Here is a 25,414-nt window from a genome sequence, read left to right as displayed (position 1 = left end):
TGCTCTTTTTTGTTTCTTCTACTATATGAATAAATTATCAGGACAATCCTTTATTATTAAGAGATAAGACTTATTTTTGTGTAATATCACTTACCAATATGAAGAAGAAAATACATCTATACCAAGTCATGCTATCACTAATTGCCACCATGATACTCTTATATTCTTGCGCAAGCATAGGAAGACCTGATGGCGGTCCAATTGACGAAGATCCACCACAGTTTGTTAGTAGTACCCCCGAGATGCATGCAACGAATGTAAATAAGAACAAGATCATTCTTCATTTTGATGAATTCATTAAACTAGAGAATGCAAATGAAAAAATAGTAGTTTCTCCTCCGCAGCTCAAGCAACCTTTGATCAAACCCTTAGGTAAACGAGTTTCAATAGTACTTGAAGACACCCTACAAGCTAATACAACTTATACTATAGATTTTGGAGAAGCAATTGTAGATAATAATGAAGGAAATGCCTTGGGCGATTTCACCTTCACATTCTCTACAGGTGAACAAATTGACACGCTTGCGATGTCAGGGGTGGTTTTAGCGGCAAAAGACCTAGAACCGATTAAAAATATACTTGTTGGGCTACACAAGAACCTAGCTGACTCAGCCTTTACAGATATACCATTCATTCGTGTGGCAAGGACTGACTCAAAAGGTCAATATACTATCCATGGAATTGCACCAGGTAAGTACAGGATTTATGCCCTACAAGATGTAGATCAGAACTATGTGTTTTCACAAAAAAGTGAGCGCATAGCTTTTTCTGATTCTATATATATCCCTACTTTCGAAGAACGAATCAAACAAGATACAATTTGGAAAGATACCACAACGATCGATTCAATCTATACACGTAACTATACACATTTTCTACCTGATGATATAATCTTGCGTGCCTTCGAGGAGAATTTTTATAATCAATACCTAGTTAAATTTGAACGAGCTATTGAGAATAAACTAACACTCTATTTTTCTGAATACCCCGAGCAACAACCCAAGCTAACAGGCCTAAACTTTGATGCATCTACCTTAATAGCCGACTACACACACCCAGTAGATACTATTTATAACTATTGGATCAAAGATTCACTAGTTTATAATCAAGATACGCTATTTGTAAAACTCGACTATCAACATACAGATACATTAAATCAGCTAGTTGCCAAAACAGATACCCTACGTTTTATGTTTAAGCATAAAGTGATAGACCCTAAAAAGAAGAAAAAAGATAAAAAAGAGGAAGAGCCTATCATTAAGCATCTAAAAATTGCAGCGGACATACCGTCTAATTTAGACGTTTACGACTATGTTTCTTTTGCTTTCGACGAACCTATTGAGAGTTATGACAAAGCTAAAGTTCATCTGCAACAGAAGAACGATACCATATGGGAAGACATAAAAGATTATGAGTTTGAACAAGATAGTATCCACATTAAGAGATATAATATATTTTATAATTGGACACCTGGTCAAACCTATAAACTTCAGTTAGACTCCTTGGCGTTTAAAAACATATATGACGTAAGTTCTGATGCATTTGGACAAGAATTTAAGGTTAAGAAACTCGATGAATACGGAACTGTTATATTTAACGTTACTGGTTATAATCCTGAAATTCATGCTTTTGTAGAGCTCTTAGATACCTCTGATAAAGTGGTTAGAACTGTTGATGTAGATTTCAAAACAAAAAATGCTGCGTTCTATTATTTAAACCCTGGCAAATACAGTGCTAGAATTATTATTGATACAAATAATAATGGAAAATGGGATACGGGAGATTTTGAGAAGAATATACAACCAGAAGATGTATATTACTACCCACAATTTATTGAATTCAAAGCCAATTGGACAACTAATCAGGATTGGAATGTGACCGAAACTCCATTACCTAAACAAAAACTTAACGAACTTAAAAAACAGAAACCTGACGATGATAAAAAAAATAATAAACCAAATCGAAGGAGGTAAAAGCAGAAAACTAAGCTCATTGCTGCTCATACTATTCCTAAGCCTTAACCTAACGCCTAGCTCAGCTCAGTGTAAATTGGTTAATTCAGCTATTAAAGAGGGTGAAGAAATTAAATACGATCTATTCTTTCATTGGGGATTAGTCTGGAAAAAAGCTGGAGATGCAACATATACCACAACAGCGGTTACACAAGATGGCAAGCCAGCCTATAAAATGGAGCTTCTAGCTTCTACGAACAACAGTGCAGATGTGTTTTTTAAGATGAGAGATACTTTGGTCTCTGTCATTGACCACGACATGGTACCTCTATATTATAAAAAAGCTGCCGAAGAGGGCAAAAGATACACCATCGACGAAGCAAGTTACAGCTATGAAAATAATAAAGTCAAAGTAGATCAGCAAAGAACACATAAAGATGGTAGCATAACCAAACTATCAACCCAACAAGATGAATGTGTTTACGACATGATTAGTATTCTTGCAAAAGCTCGCTCACTCGATTTTAAGAAGTACAAAAAAGGAGATCGAATCAATTTTCCTATGGCAACGGGACGAAGAATAGATAATATCAGTATGGAGTTCAGAGGAACTGAAAATATCAAAACAGAAAATAGGACTACATTCCGATGTAATGTTTTTGGCTTAGTATCAAAGACTAAAAAGAATAAAGAGAAAGATCTCATCACTTTTTACATTACCGACGACCATAACCATCTACCGATACGAATAGACTTTAACTTGAACTTTGGTTCAGCTCAAGTTATTTTGAGTAGCCTCAAAGGACAGAGATATCCCTTAGAGTCTATTGTAAAGAAGTAAACTGATAAAAATTATATACATACCTATTACCTAACAACTAATTAATTAGCTATATTAGATAAGGCGTATTAATGAACTAAAGAGATGTATTATGGATGTAAGTGTTTTTATTAGAAATGCCTGTCCATGTCCCTAATTTTGTATCGATAAAAGAGCGATACAAACAAACACCCGAGATGGTACTCGATTTTATAGAACACTTGGGTGTAGAGAAAGCAAAAAAAGAATATCTAACGTTTGCAAGAATAGATAAAGTAGATGATTTTGATAATATCGAAGCCCTTGTATTTTTTGCAGAACCCGATATAATTTCAGGATTGGCTACTTGGGCCTATTTTGATAATAATTCTGATGGGGCGGTTACTACTCTATTTGGCTCGGGTTGTTCTGCTGTGGTAACAAATGCAGTAACTGAAAACAAAAAACAAGGTAGAAGAACTTTTCTCGGCCTATTTGACCCCTCTGTTCGGCCCCATATGCACAAGAACCACTTGAGCTTTGTTATTCCATCTTGTAGGCTTAAAGAGATGTATTACACCATGAGAGAAAGTTCACTATTCGACACCCATGCTTGGGGGAAAATTAGAGATCGAATTGTAGACTCAGAATAAAACAAAATAGGCTTAAGGAAATAATAATCCCTAAGCCTATTTATTATATATGTGAATACTGAGAAATTAAACTGTAAGTTTCCACTCCGTACCGTCTTTGGTATCTTTGATAATAAAACCTAAAGCAGCTAATTCATCACGAATCTTATCTGAGGTTGCCCAATCTTTGTTTTGCTTAGCAATCAGACGTTGCTCAAGCAACATATCTACAACTTGGCTATAAGCATCTTCACGCTTACCCGAAGCATTGGCATCGGGTTTCATTCCCAATAGCTCAAAAAGAAACAAATTAAACACTCCCTTAAGCTTATCAAGATCTTCGGCAGTAATGGTATTATTACCAGCAATGATATTATTAATAATCTTAGCACCTTCAAAAAGATGAGCAATTACAATAGGTGTATTCAGGTCGTCGTTCATTGCCTCGTAGCACTTGGCTTCTAAGTCAGACACATCCACATTAGAGCTCTTTGAAGGCGTAATTAACTCCATTCTTGACACGGCATCCATCAAGCGCTCAAAACCCTTCTCTGAGGCCAGTAATGCTTCATTACTAAAATCAACAGTACTTCGGTATTGGGCCTGAAGAATAAAGAAACGAATAGTCATTGGGCTATAGGCTTGTGCTAATAGTTTGTGACTGCCGGTAAAAAACTCTTGAAGCGTAATAAAATTACCCAAGGATTTACCCATTTTGGTTCCGTTGATAGTAATCATATTATTATGCATCCAGTAGCGAACCATATCTGTTCCTTGTGCTGCAACAGCTTGAGCAATTTCACACTCGTGGTGAGGAAAGACTAAGTCCATACCTCCTCCGTGAATATCAAAATGATCGCCTAGATACTTACGCCCCATTGCTGTACACTCACAGTGCCAACCAGGGAAACCATCACTCCAGGGTGAAGGCCAACGCATAATATGTTCGGGTTGAGCTGCTTTCCATAAAGCAAAATCAGCAGGATTTCTTTTTTCAGACTGACCATCAAGAGCACGAGTAGTATTAAGTACATCGTCGAGCTTTCTTCCTGATAGCTTGCCATAATGGTAATCTTTATCGTATTTGACCACATCAAAATAGACAGAGCCTTGGCTTTCATAGGCATAGCCATTGGCTAATATCTCTTTTACAAGCTGAATTTGCTCAATAATATGCCCCGAAGCAAGCGGTTCGATGCTCGGAGGAAGTACATTGAGCTCGTCCATCTCTTTATGGTAGCGATTAAGGTAGAATTGAACAATTTCCATGGGCTCAACTTTCTCTAAACGAGCTCTTTTAGCAATTTTATCTTCTCCCTCATCGGCATCGTGTTCTAAGTGGCCAACATCGGTAATGTTTCGCACATAACGAACCTTATATCCTAGGTGAGTTAAGTAACGAAATAAAATATCAAAAGTGATGGCTGGACGGGCATGTCCTAGATGAGCATCGCTATAAACTGTAGGACCGCATACATATAAACCAACATGAGGAGCATGTAGGGGTACAAATAGTTCTTTTTCTCTATCTAATGTATTGTAAATCTTCAGTTGATGATCCATGTTTATATCTTCTTTATTTTAGTTTTTATTATTTAATGTAATCATACTATCAATATAGTCGCGATTATTGCTTAATCGAGGTACCTTATGTTGACCTCCTAGCTTACCTTTTTCGGCCATCCAATCGTGAAACAGACCTGGGCGAGCCAAAATAATTTCAAGAGGCTGCAAAGCAATGTCTTTCCAACGTTTAGCTTCGTAGTCAGAATTAACCTCTTTAAGGGTATCGTCTAAAACTTGACCAAAATGCTCAATAGAATCAGGCATATGTGCAAACTCAACAACCCACTGATGACGACATTTAGCATTTTCATCCATAAAAACAGGCGCAGCAGAATACTCTAGAACCTGAGCTCCAGTAACACTACAAGCCTTAGCCAGTGCTTTTTCGGCATTATCAATGATAACCTCTTCACCAAAAGCATTAATAAAGTGCTTAGTACGTCCTGTTATAACAAATTTGAATGGTTTATTGTTAGTGAATTTAACCGTATCACCTATAATGTACCTCCATAAACCAGCAGAGGTCGAAATTACCATTGCATAGTTTTTGTTGAGTTCAACTTCTTCGAGAGGGTAAACTCTAGGGTTATCACTTTCTATATCTTCCAAAGGAATAAACTCAAAGAAAACACCATAATCAATCATCAACAACATCGATTGATCGGAGAAATCACTCTGAATACCGAAGAATCCCTCAGATGCATTATAGGTCTCCATATAATGCATTTTATCTGTTTTAACCACTTGTTTATATTGGTCTCTGTAGGGAGTAAAAGCAACACCTCCGTGAAAGAAAACTTCCAAGTTAGGCCAAACCTCTTCGATAGAAGTTTTACCAGTCATCTCCAATATATGTTTAATAAGCACCAACATCCAAGAAGGAACTCCTGATATATTCGTTACATTTTGATTAACAGTCTCGTTGGCTAAGGCTTTAATCTTAGCCTCCCACTCATCCATTAAAGCCGTTTGCTTACTTGGCACACGAACTAAGTTGACCAATGGGTTAATATTTTCGATTAAAATAGCAGACAAATCGCCCACTAAGCTATGTTTAGAGTTAAAGTTTGGACTATGGCTACCACCAAGAATAAGCCCTTTACCCGAAAAGAATTTACTATTTGGGTTATTGGCTAGGTAGAGTGTTACTACATCTTGTCCACCACGATAATGCGTATCTTTAAGTGACTCTTTACTTATGGGTAGGAATTTACTCTTAGCATTGGTAGTTCCTGAAGACTTAGCAAACCAACGGATATTAGATGGCCAAAGCACTTGCTGATTACCCTGTCGAATTTGTTCTACAAAGGGTTCAAAACCTTCGTAAGTCTGAAGCGGTATGCGAGATTTAAAATCTTCGTAAGTCTTGATAGACTTATAATCGTAAAGCTTCCCCCACTCTGTATTCTGAGCTTTAGAAATCAATCTTCTCAATACGCCAGCTTGAATATCACCAGCCTGACTGGTATATTTTTCTATTGATTTAAGTCTAGTACTGAATACTTTACTTACTATTTTAGTAATACTCATCTTTATATTTACACAAATTAATGAAAGGCAAAAGTAATCTTATTTATTCTTCTTTTCTAAGATTTTATCTAAATTCTAACCCTATACGAGCCAGATGTATAGATAAACCAACAAGATTATAATATAAGAATATTGTAGCTGAATTGGCCTTATAAAAATATTAAAAGGTATTAGTTACTCAGTTTTAAACATAATAAATCTTTATTGACAATTTAAACTGTCAATAAAGAAGCCAAAAACCATAATAAGGACAAAAAAAAACGACTAGGTCAAAGAAGACAAACCACTAGGTGGCAAAAATGGCGCAAGTAAGTCGGACTATGTAAACTAAACGCAGAAAAAGAGCGAATTAAGAATCGGCCTGATGAGTAGGTAAAACTTCGGAGCAACTTAAGGCTGAAACTTCTTCTTGGTTCTCGACTTCTTCATTTTCTTCTTCAGAAATGGGAAAAGTAGAGTCAACAAGCTTTAGTAATTCTTCTTTAGCATGAGCAATTGCCTCAATAAATTCGGTAGAGCCACTCAATAAATCAAGAGCCTTGGCTGAAGCATTTTGTTGAGATTCTTTTTTAGAGTACCCCACCCCTGTTCCACCAGATAAACCTTCAATCAAGACTTCCGTCTGAAAAATAGGATTACATTGCTCATCTTGAATTTCTTCAATAAGCTCAAATGATATTTTATACTTGTATTTTTGTCCCCACTCGATAAGCTTTGACTTGAAATTGAGTTCAGTCTTGGCTAGCCTATCTAAATCAAGAAACTGATCGATGATTCGACTCTCAATGAACTTCCGACATACCCCATAACCTTTATCTAAATAGATAGCACCGATTAGAGCTTCAAAAGCATTACCATACATGTAATTATTGTGGGAATAGGATTTGGTTGAGAAAACAATATGCTTATCTAAACCAATCTCAATAGCCAAGCGATTAAGTGTTTCTCGTTGAACTATTTTGGAGCGGGTATTAGTTAGAAATCCCTCTTTTTTATCCTTGAAATAATAAAAAAGTAGGTCAGCAACCACAGCATCGAGCACAGCATCACCAAGAAACTCAAGTCTCTCATTATTCTGCACGCAACCGTTATCTTCAATTATGGTAGAAGATTTATGAATTAGGGCTTGCTTATAATATTTAAGGTTCTTAGGATAGAACCCTAACATCTTGTAAAAACAAAGATAAGACTCTTTTTCTGTAGAGAATAAAAGTCTTATCTTATTTATAATAGTTGATAACACAATCTTAGTCTATGTATTTTTTAAATACTACACATGCGTTATGTCCTCCAAAACCAAACGTATTAGATAATACGGCATTAACCTCTCTTTTTTGAGCTTTGTTGAATGTGAAATTAAGACTATAGTCAATTTCAGGATCTTCATCACCCTCAGTAAAGTTAATCGTTGGAGGTATAATTCCATCGCGCATAGCCAAAATACCAGCAATTGATTCAATAGCACCGGCTGCACCCAAAAGGTGACCAGTCATAGATTTAGTTGAACTAATATTAAGTTTGTAGGCATGCTCTCCAAAAACAGATTGGATTGCTTTAACCTCAGAAATATCACCCACAGGGGTAGATGTTCCGTGAACGTTAATATAGTCAATATCTTCAGGCTTCATTTGAGCATCCTCTAATGCGTTAATCATCACCAATTTTGCACCTAATCCCTCAGGATGAGAAGCTGTTAAGTGATAAGCATCAGCAGATAAACCCATACCAGCTACTTCTGCATATATTTTTGCTCCGCGAGCTTTCGCGTGCTCTAATTCTTCTAAAATCAAACAACCGCCACCTTCACCCATGACAAAACCATCACGACTCGCACTAAAAGGACGAGATGCAGTTTGGGCATCATCATTACGTGTAGATAAAGCATTCATGGCATTAAAGCCACCAACACCAGCAGCACAAATTGCAGCTTCTGATCCTCCAGAAACAATAGCGTTAGCTTTACCCAAACGAATTAGGTTAAAGGCATCAGCAATCGCATTTGTAGAAGTAGCACAAGCCGAACAAGTTGAATAGTTTGGACCATGGAATCCATACATGATTGAGATTTGCCCTGCAGCAATATCAGAAATCATTTTAGGAATAAAAAAAGGATTAAACTTAGGACCATTTTCTTTGTTTAGGGCGTAGTAACCAACCTCTTCTTCAAAAGTGGTGATTCCTCCGATACCTGCACCGAAAATAACCCCTATTTTATTTAAGTCTTCTTTTTCCAAATCAAAACCAGCATCTTCAACAGCCTGATCAGCAACAGCTACAGCGTACTGGCAGTAGAGATCCATTCTTCGAGCTACCTTACGATCAATGATCTTATTGATATCAAAGTTTTTGACCTCACAAGCAAATTGTGTTTTGAAGAGAGACGCATCGAAATGTGTAATAGGTCCGGCCCCACTAACCCCATTGACCGCGTTTTCCCAATATTCAGAAACCGTATTTCCAATAGGAGTAATGGCACCTAGACCCGTTACAACAACTCTTTTTAATTCCATATTGATAATAAGTCTAATTACTTAGCGTTCTCTTCAATGTATGATACAGCATCACCAACAGTAGTGATTTTTTCTGCTTGGTCATCTGGAATAGAAATGTTGAATTCTTTTTCAAATTCCATGATAAGTTCAACAGTGTCAAGAGAATCTGCACCTAAATCACCAGTGAAGCTTGCTTCTGTTTTTACTTCTGATTCTTCTACGCCTAATTTATCGACGATTATCGCTTTAACTCTTGATGCAATTTCAGACATAACTTTTAGTTTTAAATTAATAATATATTATATTTTCTTTAAATTTGCCGTGCAAAGGAATAAATATTTATTGTTCTAAGCAAACATTTGATTGATTAAATGCACATTTTTGCACATTTCACTACTTATTGTGCATTAAAACTAATAAACTATGAAGTATAATCTTGCCATTTTAGCATCGGGTTCGGGTACAAATACACAAAATATAGCGGAATATTTTGAGAATAACCCCGAAATCTCAGTTAGACTAATTGCCTCAAATAAAAGTAATGCTTTTGTATTAGAGCGAGCTAAGCAACTCAAAATTGACTCCGTTGTACTAAATAAAGCAGATTGGAATAATGAAAAACTTGTAAAGAATATTTTAAAACAATACAATATAGATTATATTATATTGGCTGGCTACCTATTAAAGATTCCAGCCTACCTTATTAATATATATCCAAATAGAATAATAAATATACATCCAGCTTTATTACCTAAGTTTGGTGGTAAAGGAATGTATGGAGATAATGTACACCAAGCAGTTGTAGAAGCAAAAGAGCAAGAAAGTGGAATAACCATCCATTATTGTAACGAACACTACGACCAAGGCGATATAATATTTCAGGCCAAATGCGAGGTTAACCCTACAGATAACTATGAAGATGTAGCTACAAAAGTACATGCACTAGAATATGAACACTTTCCCAAAGTCATAGAAAAGTTATTGCTCAACACGAATAGTGTAGGCTAGGGACTCACGCCGAAGGGAATAATTACTTCGTAAGGCTTCAAAATCCTGAATATGCTCTTTTAAACTAAGGCTGTCGTATTCAGGATTATATATTTCTAAATAAGCACTATCCATACTATCTGCATCAAGAATAGGATTCAAGGGTTGTGGAAGATTAATATTGATTTTCAATCCTAAGTTTAAAAAATCAGATACAGCTTGTAAAGCCATTTCAGAAGCTTTAGCCTTACCATCGGCTGAATAACCCGCAATATGAGGGGTACCTAAAAAAACTTTTTCAAGCAATTCGGCATCAATATGAGGTTCATTCTCCCAAACATCAATTATTGCTTGCTTTATAGTATGTCGAGCAAGTGAATCTTTTAAAATAGCACCATCAATCACTTCACCACGAGAGGTATTAATTAAAATCGGTGTTTTTTTAAGTTGATTAAAAAATGCTTCATTAGCTAAATGATAGGTCGGATAATTACCTTGACGAACCAAAGGGACATGAAAACTTATAATATCAGCCTGACAAGCAATAATATCCAAAGATGTATGCTGAAAATCGGCCTCTTTTTCAGCTCTTAGAGGGTCATTCATCAAAACTTTCATACCATAGCTTCGACCCAAATCAACTATTTTGCACCCCACATGGCCCACACCAATAACAGCTAAAGTTTTACCCTCTAAACTAAAGAGATAATTTTGCTTTAAAAGAATCAATGCAGATTGTATATATTGTCTTACGGAGTTTGAATTACAACCAGGTGCATTTTGCCATAAAATACCGTGTGAAGCACAATAAGCTATGTCTATATGATCAAAACCGATAGTTGCAGTAGCAATAAACTTAACCTTGCTACCCTCTAACAAGGAAGCATTACATTTGGTCCGAGTACGAACAATTAGAATATCAGCATCCTTAACAGTTTGGGAGGTGAATTCTTTAGCCGATAAAAAAACAATCTCGGCTTGGAGCTCCTTAATAGCTTCGTCTAAAAAAGGAATCTTATTATCGACTAAAATCTTCATATCTAATTTAATTGATATTATATAATACAAACTTAAAATAAAAAAGAGTGATACAATTCAAGTTAGGATAAAAACCATACCCAGAATCTTTAATACTTAAATAAAGAACAAAACTTTATACGTATCACACATATATAGTAAGAAACATATTTGAACTACTTATATAATATTGCCTATATTTGTGTATAAAACAATTTAAAAGATCCATGACAATATCTTTGTTTTCAGACTTACCCTATAGAGTAGCCGATATAAGCCTGGCTAATAAGGGAAGAGAGGAAATTAGTTGGCTCGAAAAAGAAATGCCAGGTCTAATGGCTCTTCGTAAAAAATACATAGATAAAAAACCACTAAAAGGTATGAGAATTAGTGGTTCATTACATATAACAACGCATACTGCGGTGTTTATAGAAACACTTAATATTCTGGGAGCCGAAGTCCAATGGTGTTGTTCCAATATATACTCTACTCAAGATAATATTGCTGCAGCAATTGCTGATAAAGGGATCTCTATATTTGCCTGGAAAGGAGAAAACATAGAAGATTATTGGTGGTCAATCTTTAAATGTTTTCAATTTAATGACAAAAAAGGACCAACTCATATCATTGATGAAACAGGAGACTTAGCCTTAATGCTTCAAACAGGTTATATGGCCGAAAAAACTCCCGAGATACTAGATGAGTATCACGAGCTTGAGAGTAAATATAAAATGAATCTTTTCTTAAAAAGAGTATTAGCCGAAAACCAGATTTACTGGCAACATATAAGCTCAGAACTTCAAGCTATAAGTGAAATTACAAAAACAGGCAGTAATGAACTTCACGAGTATGCTAGGCGATTTAAACTATTAGCACCAGTATATGAAATAAGCTCTTCACGTGTAAAATCAAAAATAGATGACTTTTATAGTAGTAAGGAAACCATAGCAGAAGCAATCAAAGCAGTAACTAGAACCATTTTGATTGGTAAATCAGTAGTCATCTGTGGGTTTGGCGAAGTAGGACAGGGTTGTGCAGAAGCATTAAAAATGAATGGTGCTAGAGTTTCTATAACAGAAACAAATCCATTATTAGCTTTACAAGCTGCTATGCAAGGATATAGAGTAGTGGAATTAGATAGTATATGTAACCAAGCAGACATATTCATTACAGCTACAGGCCAGAAAAACATCATTAGTCTTGATCACATGAAACTGATGAAAGACCAAGCTATAATATGTAGCATGGGCCACAATAAATTAGAGATTGAACTTAGCAAACTTAAAGAGGATTCGGAAATAAAAGAGATACCCGTCAGTTCTGACCTGACAAGATATTATTTTTCAAATGGAAATAGTATATTAATCGTAGCAGAAGCTAAGCTTGTAAATCTGGCATACGATACCTCACAACTAGCATTTATAAAAAGCTGTACCTATTCATTACTTACACTCTTACAACTGGAATTAAAGAATAAGAGAGATAGTATAGGATTTCATACAATAAACTCCAGATTAGATCAGGAAGTTGCACGATTGCATTTAAATAAATTAGAGGCACAAATTACCTCACTTACTAAAAACACGCTATAATTCATGAAGAAATATGCAAATGACATAATCGCAGTTCTAGTATTTTTATTGATTTCATTTTTATACTTTTTACCTTCAGTATTGGATGGAAGAGTATTAATGGAACACGATGCAGCAGCTGGAATAGGGGCAGGACAAGAAGCTAAAGAGTATTATGAAGAAAATGGAGAACGCACAAGATGGACCAATACTCTTTTTAGCGGTATGCCTACCTACCAAATATCACCTTCATACGAATCGACTGATACAATCAAATTCTTAGAGAAAGTATATCGCCTATTTTTACCACAATATGTAGGTTACATATTCATAATGATGCTAGGTTTCTATATTTTATTAAGATGCATGAAAGTAGATCCAGGCATAGCTTGCCTTGGAGGGATAATATGGGCTTTTTCATCGTATTTTTTTATTTTAATAGCTGCTGGTCATCTTTGGAAGTTCATTACCTTGGCTTATATTCCACCAACAATAGCTGGAATTATTCTGGCCTATAATAAGAGATATCTTCTTGGGGGACTTTTGGCTGCTTTATTTGCCTCACTGCAGATTTTATCGAATCACATACAGATGACTTACTATTTTTTATTTGTGATTCTATTTATTGTAATAGCCTATTTTATTGAAGCTTATCGAACCAAAACACTCAAAGATTTCTTCAAATCAACAGCGGTATTAGCCGCAGCCGGAATCTTAGCCATCGTGATTAATGGGTCTAACTTATACCACACTTATCAACTCAGTAAGGAGTCTAATCGTGGAAAAAGTGAGCTAGTCTTTGATAATAAAACTGATAATAGTGGCGTAGATAAAGCCTATATCACACAATGGAGTTATGGAGTTGATGAAACTTTAACGCTCTTAATTCCTAGTTTTAAAGGGGGTGGATCAAAACCTATAGCTCAGAATGAGCAAGCTATGAAAAAGGCTAATCCTCAATTTTCATCCATTTATAATCAGATTACAGAATATTTTGGTGATCAACCTTTTACAGCTGGACCAGTATATGTAGGGGCTTTTGTTATGTTTCTATTCATATTGGGTTGTTTTATAGTTAAAGGCCCTATCAAATGGGCATTGTTGGCTGCAACTATACTATCAATAATATTGTCTTGGGGTAAAAACTTCATGCCAATAACAGATCTATTTATAGATTACATACCACTATATAATAAATTTAGAGCAGTATCGTCAATTCTTGTCATAGCTGAATTTATCATACCACTATTAGCTATTTTGGGATTTTCTAAACTAATAGCTGATCGTAAAAACGTAGAGTTATATAAAAAACCACTGCTCATTAGTTTAGTTGCAACGGGGGGTATAGCATTACTCACAGCAATAGCTCCATCATTATTAGCTGGGCCTTTTGTTTCAAATCAAGAACTGATAGCACTAAGTCAACTTGATCAGAATGTAGCAGGACAGTTGGTAATGAGCCTTGAAGAAATGAGAAAAGCTATAGTTACAGCAAGTGCTTGGAGAAGTTTTGTAATAATTATTATTGGCTGTGCAACACTATACCTATATTATAAGGTAAAAATCAATAAGCTGTCAACTATAATGCTAGTGATTGCGATTTGCTTACTCGATATGTGGTTTGTTAATCAACAATATTTAAACGATAATCAGTTTGTTCCTAAGTCTAATATATCGATGATACTTAAATCAACTGAAGCGGATAAATATATTTTAAATGATAAGGACCCTAATTATAGGGTTGTTAATTTTACTACAAACACCTTTAATGAAAATACAACATCCTATTTTCATAAAAGTATTGGAGGATATAATGCAGCTAAACTACGCAGATACCAAGAGCTTATAGAGCATTATATTCAACCAGAAATGAGTCAGTTCATAGAAAATATAAATAAGCCTGGGAATGTTGACTTGTTACTGTTTGAAAAAACTCCAGTACTCAATATGCTTAATGCCAAGTATTTTATCCTTGGGCATACAGCTAATATGGTAATCGAAAATGATAATGTCAATGGTAATGCTTGGTTTGTTTCCGATATTAAAACTGTAGAAACGGCTAATGAAGAGTTGGAGTCACTAGGAAAAGTTGACCTAAAGCAGGTTGCTATAATCAATAAAGATCAGATTAAAGGTAACTCAAAAATACAGGGTGGCGCTAAGGGGACTATAACATTAACTAAATATTCACCCAATGAATTGATTTATTCAGTAAACGCACTTAAAACAGGTTTAGCGGTCTTTTCAGAAATATATTATCCTGGATGGACAGCAACTATTAAAGGCGAAAAGGTCCCAATTATAAGAGCTGATTACGTGTTACGTGGAATTGAATTACCAAAGGGTAACTACGAGCTTAAATTAAGCTTTCACCCCACAAGCCTTAAGACAACCGAGACTCTAGCCTATATAGGATTAACTATTCTAATCTTAGGATTTATTATACTCATACTTAAGTATCGTAAGAAGCAACAAAAAGTCAATTAGAAACTCGTTAAATCATATTATAATAAAAGCCGAATGGAATCCCATTCGGCTTTTATTATAATATATTGTATATAAACAACACTTAACTACAAACCTAATTCAGCAGAAATTTCCAGCATTTTTTTGATTGGTTTAACAGCATCAATAGCTATTTTAGGATCTACTAAAATCTCTGGAGATTCATTCTTTAAGCATAAATATAACTTCTCAATCGTATTTAATCTCATAAAACTACACTCGTTACAAGCACAAGTACTGTCGTTAGGAGGAGCAGGAATAAATAACTTAGTAGGACAATTCTTTTGCATTTGGTGAATAATCCCCGACTCAGTAGCTACAATAAATTCTTGAACTTCAGAATTAGTTGAGTACTTTAATAGGGCAGAAGTAGAACCTACAAAATCAGCTAAATTAAGTAAAACACTTTTACACTCAGGATGAGCTAAAAGGAGTGCATTGGGGTATTCTTTTTTTAGTTCTAATATTCTTTCAACAGAAAACTGTTCATGAACATGGCATGCACCTTCCCAAAGAACCATGTTACGGCCCGTAATTGAGTTGATATAGTTGCCCAAGTTATAGTCGGGTCCAAATATAATTTTTTCATCAACAGGCAAGCTCTCTACGATTTGCTTGGCATTGGTCGAAGTTACAACAATATCAGTAACTGCTTTAACTCCTGCCGAGGTGTTTACGTAAGAGATCACGGTATGGTCAGGGTGTTTATCAACAAACTCTTTAAAAGCATCAGCAGGGCAGCTATCAGCTAAAGAACAGCCTGCTTCAGGGTCGGGTATGAGTACTTTTTTGGTTGGGCTCAGCAATTTAGCCGTTTCAGCCATAAAATGTACTCCACACATCACAATAATATCAGCATCGGTTTTTGAAGCCCATTGTGCTAAAGCTAAACTATCACCAACAAAATCTGCTATATCTTGAATTTCTCCTCGCTGGTAGTAGTGAGCAAGAATGATTGCATTCTTCTTTTTCTTTAAATCTTTAATGGCAGTTATAAGCTCATTCATAATAATAATTTAATCTTTTCTTTAATTTAAAATATATATGATAGTGATAATGGGCTGTTAATTGTGTCAGTAAATAAACTATATTTATCTTGCTTTTGAGGTTATAAACTAAATATAAAACTTATGTATAGTCTTATGAACTGATATAAATAGGCTATTTATACTGATTACTAGGGAAATAATGTATTTAATCAACAGCTTGTTTATAATAGACAAAGTTAAGAACTTTCTAGTCAAGAACTATAATTTATCGGTTAAAAGTATGTTCAATGCTAGTTCTTAACTTACTAATAACTAATTTGGTTATTGATATATTCTTTATATAGCCTTGGGATTATGAATAATGCAAGAGGTAGTTATTAAATCTTATACCCAATCTTTCGTCAGGTTTTACACAATAATAAACAGGGATATAAACCGTTTATTCTACCTTTGTGCAGAATTGCTATAGCGATATATAGAATATGAGAAAATTAAAAATAACAGAACTCAATAGGTTAACTACTAATGAGTTCAAAGAATCAAGAAAACTTCCATTGATTGTTATACTAGATAACATAAGAAGTACTTATAATGTTGGCTCTATATTTAGAACTGCCGATGCCTTTCGGCTTGAAAAAATTTATCTCTGTGGAATAACCTCAATTCCTCCACATCCCGAGATACATAAAACAGCTTTAGGTGCCGAAGAATCAGTCGATTGGGAATATTCAACATCTACTCTTGAAGTTGTTGATAAGCTAAAACAGCAAGGATACCGAGTTTATGCTGTTGAACAAGCCCAGGGAAGTACTATGCTCAACAACTTTAATCCATCTGATGATAAGTTGGCAATTGTGATGGGCAATGAGGTAAAAGGTGTACAGCAAGAGGTGATTAATCATTCGGATGGGTGTTTGGAAATTCCTCAGTACGGGACTAAGCACTCTTTAAATGTTTCTGTTACTACAGGAATCGTTATTTGGGATCTTTTCAATAAGATTCATCTATAAAAGTCACATTATTACTGCTCTTAAAGTGTATAATAAGCATTGTCTAAAAGTCTATCAACAACTGTTGATAGACTTTTTATTTATAATATAGTTATGACTGAATATTTCTTAGAATTAATACTCTATTTTGGGTATCGTAAATAAATAAAATAGTAATTTTATAATTGTGTTTATAATCTTGTTGATATAACCTAATACCATCTCTTTAAACCATGATAAGTAACCGTTTAAGGTTGTTCATACTTATTGACTCTTTGTTGATAAGTGTAAATTGTTTATCGCAATCACTTAGTGAAAACGTTGAACTTGAGTCGCAATTAGAATCACTTATTTTTACTAATAATTCAGGTGATAATGATATAGAATATTCTGTTGATGACCTTGTTGATAATCTTAAATATAAGGTAGATTTAAATATTGTCGATGCCCAGGTGTTGACAGAGCTGTTCATATTGTCTCCAGCACAGATTCAAGCTATTTTGGAGTATCGTAAGCGAGTGGGAAGGTTTAAATCGGTTTATGAATTGCAGTTTGTTTACGCATTAGATAGAGAAACACTGGCTAAGTTAACTCCTTTTGTATATGTTGATGAGCTATCAACAATGGGTGTTAATAAGTGGTTGGGAGATAAATTGTTCTTCAGTCACGAGCTGAGTAGCCGGCTATCTATTCCATTTTATAAACGTGTTGGTGATAAGTCTCAATTTCTGGGACCTGCTGTTTATAATAATATTCGGTATAAGGGGAAGCTTAATGAAAATATCGAATTTGGTTTTGTGGGTGAGAAGGATTCTGGTGAGCCTCTATTTGCTTTGAATAACAAATGGGGATACGATCATTGTTCTTATTATCTAATGTTGAAAAATATAAACAATATTAAAGTTGCCTGCTTTGGATTATTTCGAGCTGAATTTGGTTTAGGTTTAGTCTTAGGGATGGCCCGTTTTGGAGGAAAATGGAATGCTATTCAGTCATTCTTTAAATCTGGATCTTCGCTTACTAAACACGGCTCAGTTAGTGAGACTAATTATTTTCGTGGTCTTGCATCAATATACAAAATTAAGAAGTTTGAACTCACTAGTTTATTCTCTCATGTTGCTATTGATGGATCTATAAAAGATAATCAAGTTCGTTCATTATCCAAAACTGGTTTACATAGAATAAGTAAAGATTTCGTAACGAAACATAATGTTAAATTACTTACGCTAGGGCAGCGAATTTCTTATTTAGCTGATTATTTTAGCTTGGGGTTTAATGGTATTTATTATCAGTTTAATCGTCCCTTGAGTGCTTCGAATCTTAAATCTAAAATATGGGATATTCAGGGAAATAACTTTTATAACCTGAGTTTTGATTATTCCCTTTATCTTTCGAAACTTATGTTTAAGGGTGAGATAGCTAAGGGTAAAAAAGGTATAGCTCTCCTAAATAAAATATATTACTCACCCAACTTCAATTGGGATTTATTACTCATTTATCGGTTTTATAGTTATGACTATTGGGGGTATTTTGCTTCAGCATTTGGCAATCAAACCAGTGTTAAAAACGAGAATGGCTGGTACTTAAATATTCAAACTTCTCAGCTCTCTCCCTTATTGATTAACCTCTATTTGGATTTTTGTTCTTACCCCTGGCAGCGCTATAGAGTTAGTAGTTCTTCTAAAAGTTTTGATACTGGGTTTACCTTAGATTATTCAATTCATCAGGACCAAAAACTCAGCTTTAAGGCAAGTTATAAAAGCTCTATTCGGGATATTAGCGAATCTAAAAGTAAAAAGCAAGAGCCATTTAAGCGTTATAAAATCCATCTTGACTATACAATTGATTTACTTAATAAAAAATTGATATCTAAAACAATGTGTGATTACATTGGTGTTAATAGCTCTATAAGGGAGGGTGGTTACGCTTTTACTCAGCGTCTTACCTATACCTATTTTTTTATTGGTTTTTCTTTGCAGTATAGTTATTTTGATACTTCATCCTTTGATAGTCGTATATATATTTATGAAAAGAATTTGCTCTATAGCCCATCAATAAGTTCTTTTAGCGGGTGTGGTCATCGATGTTCTTGTCTTATGAATTGTAAAATAAACAAATCACTTTCTTTATATTTTAAATACGGCATGACTTGCTATAGCGATAGAAACTTTATTGGTGGTGGGCTTGACAAAACTATAGGTAACAAGAGAAGTGATTTAAGTATTATGGGAAGATTTAAATTTTAAGTTTTATTGCTTAGTTCTCTTTTCTTATATTTGTATTAACACATTAAATGGGCTAAGTATTATGACTATAATTTATCCATCTCCAATCTTTGGACCAATACACTCAAGACGATTAGGAATCTCTTTGGGTATAAATCTTCTACCTTCAGACGGTAAAGTTTGCACTTTTGATTGTATTTATTGTGAGTGTGGTTTTAATAAAGATCACCGCCCATCATTGACATTACCTACACGTGAAGAGGTTTCCCTTGCTTTGGAAAAAGAATTGCAAGCTATGGCCAGTGAAAATAGACTCCCTGACGTATTAACTTTTGCTGGTAATGGTGAGCCTACTATTCACCCCAAGTTTGCTGAGATAATTGACGATACAATTACCTTGCGCAATCGCTATGCTCCAAATGCGAAGGTTAGTGTTTTGAGTAACGCTACGTTTTTACATCGGGAAGCTACTTTTAAAGCTTTAGCTCGAGTAGATAATAATATTCTAAAGCTCGATACAGTCGATTTACCGTTTATTAGTTTGGTTGATCAACCAAACTGTAGTTATGACATTGCTTCGACCATTGAGCTAATGAAAAAGTTTGAGGGTCAATTAATAATTCAGACGATGTTTCTTAAAGGTGAATATCAGGGAGTCAAAATTAATAATACAGGGAAAGAGTTTGTTGAACCTTGGATTGCCCAACTCAAAGAGATCGGCCCACGTCAGGTTATGATATACACGATTGATCGAGAAACTCCAGCTAAAGGTCTTGAAAAAGCTACAAAAGATGAGCTTGACTCTATAGGAGTGTTATTAGAAAAAGAAGGGTTTGGTGTTTCTATATCTTATTAAGCATAAAAAAGGATTACCAATTGGTAATCCTTTTTACTTATTTAGCGGTCTAGTTTTAGATGTATTTATCTTCAAACTTTAACTGTGCATCGCTTACGTATCTGCGAATGGCTTGCTCGTCGTCTTTATTGCAAATCATTAAGACATTGTCCGATTCAGCAATAAGATAATTTTCTAGACCATCGATAATTGCTAGTTTTCCTTCGGGGAGGACAACTATGTTGTTTTTTGAATTGTAGAGTAGGGTATCGCCTTGAACTACAGCATTCTGTTGTTCGTCTTTTTCTGATAGATCGTATAGCGAACTCCATGTGCCCAAGTCGGACCAACCGAAATCTCCTAGAGTAACATAAACATTATCAGCTTTTTCCATTATTCCAAAGTCAATAGATACATTGGGGCAAGCTGGGAATGCTTCTGCTATAAACTCAGTCTCTTCTGGGGTAGTATAAATATCTTTTCCTACTTCAAACTTGGAGGATACTTCGGGTAGATGCTTTTCAATTGATTTAATAATTGAATTAACATTCCAAATAAAAAGTCCCGAATTCCAATAGAACTCACCACTTTCAACAAATACCTTTGCCAGTTCTAGTTGAGGTTTTTCGGTAAATGTTTTCACTTTGTAAAAATTATCTTCAATCTGATTGGCTATTTGTATGTAGCCATATCCTGTTTCAGGTCTATTGGGGGTAATCCCTAAAGTGAGTAAATGCTCATTATTACTCACATAGTTTAGACCATTTGTGATTGACTCTAAAAACTCCGCTTCTTTTAAAATCAGATGGTCTGAAGGTGCTACTACGATATTCGCATTTGGATTAATGGCTTTTATGTGGTAGGAGGCCCAAGCAATACAGGGAGCTGTATTTCTTCGTGTGGGTTCCAATAAGATTTGGCTCTTGTCTATTTCAGGAATTTGTTCTTGTACCAACGTAAGGTATTGGTCATTTGTAACAATAATAATATTCTCTGAGGGTATAATCTTCTTGAATCGATCGAATGTTAATTGGAGTAGGGATCTTCCTGTTCCAAAGAAATCTAGAAATTGTTTTGGCTTTTCTCTTCTGCTATAGGGCCAAAAACGGCTTCCTACGCCGCCACTCATAATAACACAGTAGCTATTTTTACTAATCATGATATCACTTTAATATTAGTTTACTGCTAAAATAGAGCTATTTTTTATATTCGAAAAGGATTAAGATTATTAAGAAGAATATTCTTACTACTTTTTTATTCATATCCTTTGTAGAATAAAAAAATAAAGTATCTTTGCACACGCAATGCCCAGATGGCGGAATCGGTAGACGCGCTGGTCTCAAACACCAGTGGATTCACTTCCATCCCGGTTCGATCCCGGGTCTGGGCACTTTAAAACCCCTTTAAGTTATTGACTTAGAGGGGTTTGCTATTTATTGTGGACAAACTAGGGACAAAGTAACAACAGAACACTGCTTATTAGGCTATTTTAGCTCATCTAAAAAGAAAGGGGCTACCTGTATGCACTCATACAAATAACCCCATAGGTTTATATACTTCAAATATAATAAATTTATTCAATAGTCTTCTTACACGTTTGCTATGACTTGACAAATAGAATTGATTTATTCATTGCTAAATCCTTTTAATGTCTTTACTATATCCTTTATGGTTTCATCAAATGTTTTTTCTAAACCTTTACCAAACTTATCTAAATCAAACTCTTTTTTCTTCTTTTTATATTGTTTTGCCATCGCCCTAATCTCCCCCTTTATATTATTATAATTGCCTTAAAACGGCTAAAAAAGGTTCAATTGATAATTGAAATACTTTCTATGAGTACAGTTATAGAGTATAGGTAAAACACTCTTTTAGATTTGATGAAAAAAAATGATATAAATTTTTAGATGGTATCATATACCTAAATAATTAACATTTATATTGTCCTACCCCATACCCTGGACTTGCTAACTTTACCATTGCCGTTACCTTGCCGTTCTTACCTCTGTTTACCGTCGTTTTACCGTCAATTAACCATAAGATTAATAGGCTATGCTATAATATTCTTTATCTCATCGTCTAGCTCTTTAGCTAAATCTTGATTAGGTTTATGTGCTGTCATTGATGTTACTTCATTAAATTTGCTTTTTAGTCTAGTGTAATCTCTAGGATACTTTAATGTATTCCCATCTTTTAAACCTTGCATTATAGACCTAGCTTTATGCTCATCAATTGAGTTTGCAATCATATACTTTAAAGCATCTGAAACGGTCTTTATTTCTTGTTCATCGCTCATTATATAATTTGATTTGACTATTGAATTATAGTTATTGGTAAGGTTATTCTTCATAAGTTGATAGAAGTCATCAGCATATAGTCTATTAGCTGTTATATCAGTAGTTTTCAGTTGTCTTGATAGTCTGCCATTATATCTAACCTCATACCTTAAAACGTTCTGATTAGCATATACACTAGGTATCAAACCCTTTCTATTTTCAACCTCTTTATTTTTATCATAGAAACAAAGTACTTTATTGTTTTTACCTGTATAGCTTTTAGTTTTACCTTTTGACCTAAAATATAGAGTGTCTTTAGTTGTTCTTAAAGCTTCTAAGTATGGGGCTTCTTTAAGTAGGTCTAAATACATATTTATAGGGTACTTCATTAGAAAGTTTGCACCAAATTCAAGCTCACTTAATTTAGCCTCATCAATATTTATCTTTAAAGTGTCTGATAGCTTACAAATAGCCTCTTTTGTAGTCTTTTTGTTGAGGCTAATCATGTTGTCTTTATACATAAACTTAGCTAAACTACCTTTTATTGAAACCCCACTATTATAAACTGATATATTCAAGTTCTCTAATCTACCATTATAGCCTATAACCTCTCCTGTATCTCTATTTACTATGTCTTTAGTATTGTTTAAGTGCTGTGCAACGTTATTATATAGCCCATACTGAAACATCTTAATCCTATCATACATATAAACCATATTTTGGTAAAGAATACCACCTTATTAGATTAAAGGGCTTTACTTTTTTTCTATACTATTAGAAGTATATACTTAACTCACACTGTAGAGTAGTAAAGCCCTTTTCTATTTATAGTGTTTTTGCCTGTTCTCTTAATAGCCTTAAAGCATCATCAAAGCCCCCCATTAATAACTGCTTTCTATAAGCATCTATTAATAGCTTAGCATTTTCAAGAATGATTAGTTCAAAGTAACTAGGTACATCTGTTCTATTACCTTGATGCAACAATATCAAATAAGCATCATTTCTATACTCATAGAAAGGGTTATCTCTTACCGTCGCTTTTCCATATTGTTTTTTATCACTAGGATAGCCTGTACATACATCACTCATCTTACCATCTATAAAGAAGTGGTATAGGCCTGTGAAATTTAAGCTGTTTTTGCCTTGTAGTTTGTATGGTGGTGCATCTACTTTTTTGCTTCTACTAGGTAGCATATAAAATAAGATTTCTCCTTTCTTATTTTTCATCAGCTCCATAGGTGGATAATATCCTGCTATTTGTGTACAGGTATATTTAGGGGTCTTTATATTGGGTACTATATCAAACCGTGCATATAATTCAATCTTTGGGGTAATCATTTTCTACCCCCTTTCATGCAATAGGTTTGTGCTTGTTGGGCTAACTCTTCTTGTGTTGATACTCTGTTAGATTGCAACCATTTGTCAAGTTCTAGGCGATTGAAATATATTTGTTTCCCATTTGGTTTATAATGAGGTATTTCTTTCCTCATAGTAAGCTTATATAAATAGCTTCTTGAAAGTCCTGTATAGTCTGCTACTTCTTTAAGGGTTAGTACTTCTTTGCTGTTTTGCTTAATTAAATTAATGTTATTGTAAAGCTGTTTAAAACCTTTTTCAAACCGTTGTATTACGTTTGTTATATCTGCATTATCCATAACCATATTATTTATTGTTATTACTTGTTATTTGTTAGCTAACAAGGGCAAACATATAAGTTAATGAATAATAAGTAACCCCACGTAGGGCATACGTAGGGCATACAAAAGGGCAATAAAAAAGAGTGTAATAAATATTATACCCTCATATTTTAGATTGATATGCCCTATTGTGGTATATTTAGTTCACTAAAGAATAAATCTATTTCATCACATCCATTAGGTGTAAAATCTGCATATATTTTTGTGTAATCATTCTTAGCCGTTTCTAGTTTTCTATCAGTTGTATCTATACCAAATAGCTGTTTAAATGGTTTCCAAATAGTTTTTTTATTACTTTTTCTTAAATCCAAGTAATCATTAGCTTTCTCTGCAAAGTATGCTTGAAGTTGAATAGGATTATCAGTATTATCATTCCATCGATAGCAGGTTTCAAGTTTGGATATTAAGCCCTTATTTACGGCTTGATTTAATAATTCTTTTGCTTTAGGAGTGTCTAGTTCTTTTGGTATGGTAGATATTAATGCCTTTTTGCTACTCTTATTTATTTCTATTTTAGATTTTAAAAGGTGTATAGCTTTATGATATGAATACTCTCTAAATGGATATACAACACCTCTCATTTTAGAGTAATTAGGAATAGTGTTTTTTTCTCTAGTAAAGTGTTTTCCTTTATTTGTTGTATAGTCTTGTTTTGCAAGATATGGTATGTCTATATTCTCTTGAATATAATAATCCACAACTTTAGAATCAATATCTTCTGTATAAGTAAGAAGATAAAAACATTCCATTTCATCTAATACAATCTTTACCCTATCAGTATTAAAGTTTTTTGTTGTAAACTCCAGATAATTGTATATATCTAATTCATTTAAAGTTAATCTATAATCAAACAAAGTGTCTTCTATCTGTTGGTGAAGTTGGGGGTGTGTTATTGTTGCATCACATAATTGCTCATACGTTCCAACTAGGGTATGCTCATCTTTACTATCATTATAATAACTTTTTAAAGTTAAGGTATACTCTTCTTCATAATCTAGTAAGAGCCTGGTAAACTCTTCTACTGTCAATTCATATAATTGTTTTTTCATACTCTAGTTATAAAGCCCCACTCTGGAGTTCCTAACTTTTTTCGCACAACTAGTTAAGCGACATTATTAATATTCTGTTCTCTGTATTTGTTGTTAAATTCTTCAATGGTTTGATAGTCTAGATAAGAATGTCTTCTTTGCTTTCTGTACCATATTTCGATGTATTCAAATATTTTACTTCTCATTTGTTTTGCTCCCACGAGTTTAGTGCCATAAATCAATTCTGTTTTCAGTGATTTGAAAAAACTTTCTGCCACTGCATTATCCCAGCAGTTCCCAGCTCTGCTCATTGACTGAACAATA

General features: G+C 34.3%; 22 protein-coding genes, 1 tRNA gene and 1 pseudogene. 10 read left to right on the top strand and 14 right to left on the bottom strand.

All coding sequences use genetic code 11. From position 1 onward, the window contains the following. The first annotated feature begins 98 nt into the window (after positions 1 to 98). From B091_RS0100790 to B091_RS11600, 3 genes and pseudogenes are all read left to right on the top strand, one after another. A complete protein-coding gene (locus B091_RS0100790) occupies positions 99 to 1,973 on the top strand; it encodes an Ig-like domain-containing domain (protein WP_018108095.1) in 1,875 nt (624 codons plus the stop codon). Beyond that, positions 1,936 to 2,793 carry a DUF3108 domain-containing protein gene (locus B091_RS0100785; RefSeq protein ID WP_018108094.1) on the top strand — a complete coding sequence of 286 codons (858 nt, stop codon included), beginning with the start codon at positions 1,936 to 1,938 and terminating at the stop codon, positions 2,791 to 2,793. The genes B091_RS0100790 and B091_RS0100785 overlap by 38 nt, the downstream gene beginning before the upstream one ends. A 113-nt stretch (positions 2,794 to 2,906) precedes the next feature. Continuing rightward, positions 2,907 to 3,404, top strand: a pseudogene (locus tag B091_RS11600) (DUF169 domain-containing protein); the annotation flags it as partial. 66 nt (positions 3,405 to 3,470) lie between these two features. Here B091_RS11600 and cysS read toward each other — a convergent pair. From cysS to B091_RS0100755, 5 genes are all read right to left on the bottom strand, one after another. Beyond that, positions 3,471 to 4,946: a cysteine--tRNA ligase gene (gene cysS, locus B091_RS0100775; RefSeq protein ID WP_018108092.1), complete on the bottom strand. Its 1,476-nt coding sequence runs from the start codon at positions 4,944 to 4,946 to the stop codon at positions 3,471 to 3,473. 18 nt (positions 4,947 to 4,964) lie between these two features. After that, the gene (locus tag B091_RS0100770; protein ID WP_018108091.1) at positions 4,965 to 6,479 is read right to left on the bottom strand and encodes a GH3 auxin-responsive promoter family protein; all 1,515 of its coding nucleotides are present in this window, start codon (positions 6,477 to 6,479) and stop codon (positions 4,965 to 4,967) included. A gap of 349 nt (positions 6,480 to 6,828) precedes the next feature. Next, positions 6,829 to 7,722, bottom strand: coding sequence for a ribonuclease III (rnc, locus tag B091_RS0100765; protein ID WP_025069337.1), 894 nt, complete (start codon positions 7,720 to 7,722; stop codon positions 6,829 to 6,831). Between the two features lie 4 nt (positions 7,723 to 7,726). Then, positions 7,727 to 8,989 carry a beta-ketoacyl-ACP synthase II gene (gene fabF / locus B091_RS0100760; protein ID WP_018108089.1) on the bottom strand — a complete coding sequence of 421 codons (1,263 nt, stop codon included), beginning with the start codon at positions 8,987 to 8,989 and terminating at the stop codon, positions 7,727 to 7,729. A 17-nt stretch (positions 8,990 to 9,006) separates the two neighbouring features. Next, positions 9,007 to 9,243, bottom strand: coding sequence for an acyl carrier protein (locus tag B091_RS0100755; protein ID WP_018108088.1), 237 nt, complete (start codon positions 9,241 to 9,243; stop codon positions 9,007 to 9,009). 151 nt (positions 9,244 to 9,394) lie between these two features. Here B091_RS0100755 and purN point away from each other — a divergent pair, with 151 nt between their 5' ends. After that, the gene (gene purN, locus B091_RS0100750; RefSeq protein ID WP_018108087.1) at positions 9,395 to 9,979 is read left to right on the top strand and encodes a phosphoribosylglycinamide formyltransferase; all 585 of its coding nucleotides are present in this window, start codon (positions 9,395 to 9,397) and stop codon (positions 9,977 to 9,979) included. Here the strand turns inward: purN and B091_RS0100745 are convergent. Next, on the bottom strand, positions 9,950 to 10,996 hold the full coding sequence (locus B091_RS0100745; RefSeq protein WP_018108086.1) for a 4-phosphoerythronate dehydrogenase: 1,047 nt from the start codon (positions 10,994 to 10,996) through the stop codon (positions 9,950 to 9,952). The genes purN and B091_RS0100745 overlap by 30 nt on opposite strands. 206 nt (positions 10,997 to 11,202) lie before the next feature. Here B091_RS0100745 and B091_RS0100740 point away from each other — a divergent pair, with 206 nt between their 5' ends. Both B091_RS0100740 and B091_RS0100735 read left to right on the top strand, forming a co-directional pair. After that, positions 11,203 to 12,567, top strand: coding sequence for an adenosylhomocysteinase (locus tag B091_RS0100740; RefSeq protein WP_018108085.1), 1,365 nt, complete (start codon positions 11,203 to 11,205; stop codon positions 12,565 to 12,567). Positions 12,568 to 12,570: 3 nt separating this feature from the next. Continuing rightward, entirely contained in the window at positions 12,571 to 15,033 is a 2,463-nt protein-coding gene (locus B091_RS0100735; protein WP_026166273.1) for a YfhO family protein, read from the top strand. An 86-nt stretch (positions 15,034 to 15,119) separates the two neighbouring features. On the opposite strand, the gene nadA is transcribed toward B091_RS0100735, so the two are convergent. Continuing rightward, positions 15,120 to 16,058: a quinolinate synthase NadA gene (gene nadA / locus B091_RS0100730; RefSeq protein WP_018108083.1), complete on the bottom strand. Its 939-nt coding sequence runs from the start codon at positions 16,056 to 16,058 to the stop codon at positions 15,120 to 15,122. Between the two features lie 464 nt (positions 16,059 to 16,522). Between nadA and B091_RS0100725 the strand changes: the two genes are divergently transcribed. The 3 genes from B091_RS0100725 to B091_RS0100715 all read left to right on the top strand — a co-directional run bounded on the left by B091_RS0100725 (position 16,523) and on the right by B091_RS0100715 (position 20,110). Then, a complete protein-coding gene (locus B091_RS0100725; protein WP_018108082.1) occupies positions 16,523 to 17,050 on the top strand; it encodes an RNA methyltransferase in 528 nt (175 codons plus the stop codon). A 212-nt stretch (positions 17,051 to 17,262) separates the two neighbouring features. Further along, the gene (locus B091_RS0100720) at positions 17,263 to 19,275 is read left to right on the top strand and encodes a ComEA family DNA-binding protein (RefSeq protein ID WP_018108081.1); all 2,013 of its coding nucleotides are present in this window, start codon (positions 17,263 to 17,265) and stop codon (positions 19,273 to 19,275) included. A gap of 61 nt (positions 19,276 to 19,336) precedes the next feature. After that, complete coding sequence (locus B091_RS0100715; RefSeq protein ID WP_018108080.1) at positions 19,337 to 20,110, top strand: radical SAM protein; 774 nt, start codon at positions 19,337 to 19,339, stop codon at positions 20,108 to 20,110. 55 nt (positions 20,111 to 20,165) lie between these two features. On the opposite strand, the gene B091_RS0100710 is transcribed toward B091_RS0100715, so the two are convergent. After that, the gene (locus B091_RS0100710) at positions 20,166 to 21,248 is read right to left on the bottom strand and encodes a mannose-1-phosphate guanylyltransferase (RefSeq protein ID WP_018108079.1); all 1,083 of its coding nucleotides are present in this window, start codon (positions 21,246 to 21,248) and stop codon (positions 20,166 to 20,168) included. A gap of 147 nt (positions 21,249 to 21,395) precedes the next feature. Here B091_RS0100710 and B091_RS0100705 point away from each other — a divergent pair. Then, a tRNA-Leu gene (locus B091_RS0100705) sits at positions 21,396 to 21,479 on the top strand. A 235-nt stretch (positions 21,480 to 21,714) separates the two neighbouring features. On the opposite strand, the gene B091_RS12915 is transcribed toward B091_RS0100705, so the two are convergent. From B091_RS12915 to B091_RS0100675, 6 genes are all read right to left on the bottom strand, one after another. Further along, a complete protein-coding gene (locus B091_RS12915) occupies positions 21,715 to 21,843 on the bottom strand; it encodes a hypothetical protein (RefSeq protein WP_018108078.1) in 129 nt (42 codons plus the stop codon). 296 nt (positions 21,844 to 22,139) lie between these two features. Beyond that, complete coding sequence (locus tag B091_RS0100695) at positions 22,140 to 23,072, bottom strand: phage/plasmid replication domain-containing protein (RefSeq protein WP_025069338.1); 933 nt, start codon at positions 23,070 to 23,072, stop codon at positions 22,140 to 22,142. A gap of 118 nt (positions 23,073 to 23,190) precedes the next feature. Further along, positions 23,191 to 23,592: a hypothetical protein gene (locus B091_RS0100690; RefSeq protein WP_244847778.1), complete on the bottom strand. Its 402-nt coding sequence runs from the start codon at positions 23,590 to 23,592 to the stop codon at positions 23,191 to 23,193. 107 nt (positions 23,593 to 23,699) lie between these two features. Further along, positions 23,700 to 24,020, bottom strand: a complete 321-nt coding sequence (locus tag B091_RS0100685; RefSeq protein WP_025069339.1) for a helix-turn-helix domain-containing protein — start codon at positions 24,018 to 24,020, stop codon at positions 23,700 to 23,702. A gap of 167 nt (positions 24,021 to 24,187) precedes the next feature. Beyond that, positions 24,188 to 25,111, bottom strand: a complete 924-nt coding sequence (locus B091_RS0100680) for a hypothetical protein (RefSeq protein WP_018108074.1) — start codon at positions 25,109 to 25,111, stop codon at positions 24,188 to 24,190. Positions 25,112 to 25,164: 53 nt separating this feature from the next. After that, positions 25,165 to 25,414, bottom strand: a 250-nt coding sequence (locus tag B091_RS0100675) for an integrase core domain-containing protein (protein ID WP_026166271.1), incomplete at its 5' end; no start/stop codon positions are given.

Origin of the sequence: Bacteroides propionicifaciens DSM 19291 = JCM 14649, assembly GCF_000375405.1 — a bacterium.
GTDB lineage: Bacteria > Bacteroidota > Bacteroidia > Bacteroidales > Bacteroidaceae > Bacteroides_E > Bacteroides_E propionicifaciens.
Note: the sequence above shows the minus strand (reverse complement) of the source record. Positions and strands in the feature narration are given on the sequence as shown.

Bases quoted from the DNA above. Each gene is read 5' to 3' on its own strand.
- B091_RS0100690 (WP_244847778.1), bottom strand. From the start codon at position 23,592: ATGAAAAATAAGAAAGGAGAAATCTTATTTTATATGCTACCTAGTAGA.
- B091_RS0100680 (WP_018108074.1), bottom strand. From the start codon at position 25,111: ATGAAAAAACAATTATATGAATTGACAGTAGAAGAGTTTACCAGGCTC.
- cysS (WP_018108092.1), bottom strand. From the start codon at position 4,946: ATGGATCATCAACTGAAGATTTACAATACATTAGATAGAGAAAAAGAA.
- B091_RS0100685 (WP_025069339.1), bottom strand. From the start codon at position 24,020: ATGGATAATGCAGATATAACAAACGTAATACAACGGTTTGAAAAAGGT.
- B091_RS0100740 (WP_018108085.1), top strand. From the start codon at position 11,203: ATGACAATATCTTTGTTTTCAGACTTACCCTATAGAGTAGCCGATATA.
- B091_RS0100790 (WP_018108095.1), top strand. From the start codon at position 99: ATGAAGAAGAAAATACATCTATACCAAGTCATGCTATCACTAATTGCC.
- B091_RS0100720 (WP_018108081.1), top strand. From the start codon at position 17,263: ATGATAAGTAACCGTTTAAGGTTGTTCATACTTATTGACTCTTTGTTG.
- nadA (WP_018108083.1), bottom strand. From the start codon at position 16,058: ATGAATGAGCTTATAACTGCCATTAAAGATTTAAAGAAAAAGAAGAAT.
- B091_RS0100735 (WP_026166273.1), top strand. From the start codon at position 12,571: ATGAAGAAATATGCAAATGACATAATCGCAGTTCTAGTATTTTTATTG.
- B091_RS0100745 (WP_018108086.1), bottom strand. From the start codon at position 10,996: ATGAAGATTTTAGTCGATAATAAGATTCCTTTTTTAGACGAAGCTATT.
- B091_RS0100725 (WP_018108082.1), top strand. From the start codon at position 16,523: ATGAGAAAATTAAAAATAACAGAACTCAATAGGTTAACTACTAATGAG.
- B091_RS0100710 (WP_018108079.1), bottom strand. From the start codon at position 21,248: ATGATTAGTAAAAATAGCTACTGTGTTATTATGAGTGGCGGCGTAGGA.
- B091_RS0100770 (WP_018108091.1), bottom strand. From the start codon at position 6,479: ATGAGTATTACTAAAATAGTAAGTAAAGTATTCAGTACTAGACTTAAA.
- B091_RS12915 (WP_018108078.1), bottom strand. From the start codon at position 21,843: ATGGCAAAACAATATAAAAAGAAGAAAAAAGAGTTTGATTTAGATAAG.
- B091_RS0100695 (WP_025069338.1), bottom strand. From the start codon at position 23,072: ATGTATGATAGGATTAAGATGTTTCAGTATGGGCTATATAATAACGTT.
- B091_RS0100785 (WP_018108094.1), top strand. From the start codon at position 1,936: ATGATAAAAAAAATAATAAACCAAATCGAAGGAGGTAAAAGCAGAAAA.
- purN (WP_018108087.1), top strand. From the start codon at position 9,395: ATGAAGTATAATCTTGCCATTTTAGCATCGGGTTCGGGTACAAATACA.
- B091_RS0100755 (WP_018108088.1), bottom strand. From the start codon at position 9,243: ATGTCTGAAATTGCATCAAGAGTTAAAGCGATAATCGTCGATAAATTA.
- B091_RS0100715 (WP_018108080.1), top strand. From the start codon at position 19,337: ATGACTATAATTTATCCATCTCCAATCTTTGGACCAATACACTCAAGA.
- fabF (WP_018108089.1), bottom strand. From the start codon at position 8,989: ATGGAATTAAAAAGAGTTGTTGTAACGGGTCTAGGTGCCATTACTCCT.